Below are 3,134 nucleotides of genomic sequence, written 5' to 3'. Positions count from 1 at the left end.
GACCCTCGGCAAAGCCGTCGACCATCGCCTCGTCGGCCGGATCGCCGCTCTCGTTGCGGAAGCGCACCACCGCCACGATCGGTTGGCTGCTGATCTCGGGCGCCGCTTCGGCTTCCGCGGCAAGCATATAGCCGCGCTTGGAGACGGTGCGCACCATGTCCTCGCCCAGCACCTTGCGGATCTCGCGCACCGACTGGGTGAGCGAATCCTCGGTGACATAGACGCCGGGCCAGACGACATCCATCAGCTCCGACTTCGGCACGACTCGGCCCATATTGCGGGCGAGATGCGAAAGCAGCGCGTAGGCTTTCGGCCGCAGGAACAGCGGCTCGTTGATGCCGCGCAGCGTTCCCTTGGCGAGGTCGAGCGTGAACCCGCCAAATCGGAACACCTGATCGGCCGTCGCCGTCGTCATCGGGACACCCCTTCCGCGTGCCGCTAATGCCAAGTCGATCCCACTCAACCCGGCATGCGCGTGGCTATTATTGCGCACTGCGCAATTTCGATCAAACTGCCCGTCGGCGCGCCGACTAGTGTGGCCGCGCCAAATGCGAGGAGCCATGAACCCGACCGAGAAAGCGCTGTGGTTTGTCGAAAGCCATCTGCCGGATGCGATTTCGCTCGACGATGTCGCGGCAAGCAGCGGCGTGTCGCGCTTCCATGTGACGCGCGCCTTCAGCGCCGCCACCGGCCGGTCGGTCATGGGCTATATGCGGGCGCGGCGGCTCAGCGAAGCGGCGCGCAAGCTCGCGGGCGGCGCGAGCGACATCCTGGCGGTCGCGCTCGATGCCGGCTACGGCTCGCATGAGGCTTTCACACGGGCCTTCCGCGCCCAGTTCGGCACCACGCCGGAACTGGTGCGCGCTGGAGGCTCGACCCAAAACCTCGACCTCGTGGAGCCCATCCTCATGGACAGTTCGCTTCTCACCGCGCTCGAGCCGCCGCGCTTCGAGACCAGCCGGGCGTTTCTCATCGCCGGGCTCGGCGAGCGCTACAGCTGCGCGACCAGCGCCGGCATCCCAATGCTGTGGCAGCGCTTCGGACCCTATGTCGGCAACATTCCCGGCGAGGTTCCCGGCGTCGCCTACGGCGTTTGCACCAATGGCGACGATGCCGGCAATTTCGACTATGTCGCCGGCGTCGAGGTGTCGGATTTCTCCGATCTGCCGGAGGATTTTTACCGGGTTCGAGTGCCGGCGCACAAATATGCCGTGTTTGCGCATCGCGAACACATCTCGACCATCCGACGCACGGTCAACACCATCTGGAACAAGTGGCTGCCTGCATCCGGACATGAGATCGCCGACGCCCCCGACTTCGAGCGTTACGGCCCCGAATTCGATCCGCGCAGCGGCAATGGCGGGCTGGAGATCTGGGTGCCGATCGAAGGTTGAGACGCTGCCCCTCTCCTTCTCCCCCGGTGGGAGAAGGTGTCGCCGAAGGCGACGAATGAGGGGTGTTCCAGCGGAGTGAGACGGTGGCGTTCCCTGGAACACCCCTCATCCGTCTCGGCGCTGCGCGCCGATCCACCTTCTCCCACAAGGGGAGAAGGAAAAGGCGCTACAGCTCCAAGTTCCAGGTCTGGCCGACAAGATCCTTGCCGAAGGAATGGTGGCGCTCTTCCTCGGCCAGCTTGAAGCCCGCCGCCTGGTAGATGCGGCGGGCCGAGCCAAGAATGTCGTTGGTCCACAGCGTCAGCGTCTTGTAGCCCTTGGCGCGCGAGAAGGCGATGCACTCGTCGACCAGCCGCCGGCCGATGCCGAGGCCGCGCGCCGACGGCTCGACATAGAGCAGCCTGAGCTTCGCCACCTTGGGCGACTTGCGCATGACGAAAACCGAGCCGACCACCTCGCCTTCGCGCTCGGCTATCCAGCTGCGCTCCCATTGCGGAACGAAGTTCTTGACGAACTCGCCGAGGATCTCGGCAACCAGCGCCTCATAGGTTTCGTCCCAGCCATAGTCCTGCGCGTAGATGAGGCCCTGGCGATGCGTGATCCAGCCGATGTCGCCGACCTGCAGCGGCCGCAGGATATAAGGCACTTTGGGTTGGGGTTTGTCGCCGAGCAGGTCCTGCACCGTGCGCATCGCCTTGACCAGCCGCTCCTGGTCGGTCGGCGCCAGGCGATCGAGCAGCGCGCGCACCTGGTCGTGCGAATCCTGGTTGAGCGGCGCGAAGGCCTCCCTGCCCGCGGGCGTCAGCGCGATCGAGGACCGCCGCGCGTCGGCCTCCGTGGCGGCGCGTTCGACCAGGCCGCGCTCCTCGAATTTTTTCAGCAGCCGGCTGACATAGCCGGGGTCGAGATCGAGGTCGCGCACCAGGTCGCTGGCGACCAGCCCGTCGCGATGGGCAAGCTCGTAAAGCACGCGAGCCTCGGTCAGCGAGAACGGGCTCTTCAGGAGGCCCTCGTCGAGCAGGCCGATCTGGCGGGTGTAGAAGCGGTTGAAAGCGCGCACGGCATCGATGCGCTGCTTGCCGGGGTGATCGTGGATGGTCATGGGAATTCCTCCTGTCGCGGACAGGATCGATCATTTAGTTGACTGAGTCAAATAAATTGATTGTGCCGAACTTCTTTAGGCCGACGGGACAGAGGGGGGCGCGAAGGATCGCGACGAAGACAGTTGGGGCGCCCCTCACCCCATCGGCAGTACCGGCCAGAACTCGACGATGCGCCCACCGGCAAACACCGCGAGCGAGCCGAAATGCTGCAGCACCGCCTCGCTCTGCGTCGGCCGCAGGAAGGCGTAGTCACCGGGCTTCACCTCCGCGCCCGCCGGCAGCCCCATGAATTGCTGGTTGGAAGACAGCCCGATCAGGCCGTTCGGCTTCATGCCTGCGGGGAACACCGGTTCGGCCATCCACTTGCCGCCATAGAGATAGCAGGCCTTCTTCGCGAAGAGGCCGAGCGCCTGCAGCGTGCGGAAGATAGCCGCCGGGCCGGGGAGCACCGGATCGAGCGCCTTCAGAATCGGCGTCGCAATGAGAGCGGCCGGCCGGAAGCCGTCGAGGCCGGGCGTATCGAAATCGCTGGGCAGCACGAAGGCCGAGCCGATCGACACTTCGTTGGCCACGCCGCCGCCATGCAGCAGCGCCGTCTTGGAACCGCCGATGTTGAGGATGCGGCGCTGGTCCGCAT

The 3,134-nt window shown here is 65.6% G+C and carries 3 protein-coding genes and 1 pseudogene; 1 reads left to right on the top strand and 3 read right to left on the bottom strand.

Annotated elements, in window-relative coordinates:
• The coding region (locus tag EOA79_RS31030; protein WP_206639293.1) for a winged helix-turn-helix domain-containing protein at nucleotides 1–415 on the bottom strand (415 nt) is incomplete at its 3' end.
• 145 nt (nucleotides 416–560) lie between these two features.
• Here EOA79_RS31030 and EOA79_RS31025 point away from each other — a divergent pair.
• Nucleotides 561–1,394: an AraC family transcriptional regulator gene (locus tag EOA79_RS31025; RefSeq protein ID WP_095824846.1), complete on the top strand. Its 834-nt coding sequence runs from the start codon at nucleotides 561–563 to the stop codon at nucleotides 1,392–1,394.
• 166 nt (nucleotides 1,395–1,560) lie between these two features.
• Here EOA79_RS31025 and EOA79_RS31020 read toward each other — a convergent pair whose 3' ends face one another.
• The gene (locus EOA79_RS31020) at nucleotides 1,561–2,496 is read right to left on the bottom strand and encodes a bifunctional helix-turn-helix transcriptional regulator/GNAT family N-acetyltransferase (RefSeq protein WP_095824847.1); all 936 of its coding nucleotides are present in this window, start codon (nucleotides 2,494–2,496) and stop codon (nucleotides 1,561–1,563) included.
• Between the two features lie 135 nt (nucleotides 2,497–2,631).
• A pseudogene (locus EOA79_RS31015) lies at nucleotides 2,632–3,134 on the bottom strand (DSD1 family PLP-dependent enzyme); the annotation flags it as partial.

It is taken from the genome of Mesorhizobium sp. M1A.F.Ca.IN.020.03.2.1, assembly GCF_004023205.1.
Taxonomy (GTDB): domain Bacteria; phylum Pseudomonadota; class Alphaproteobacteria; order Rhizobiales; family Rhizobiaceae; genus Mesorhizobium.
The sequence above is the reverse complement of the archived record's forward strand: the minus strand, read 5'-3'. Positions and strand labels throughout refer to the sequence as shown.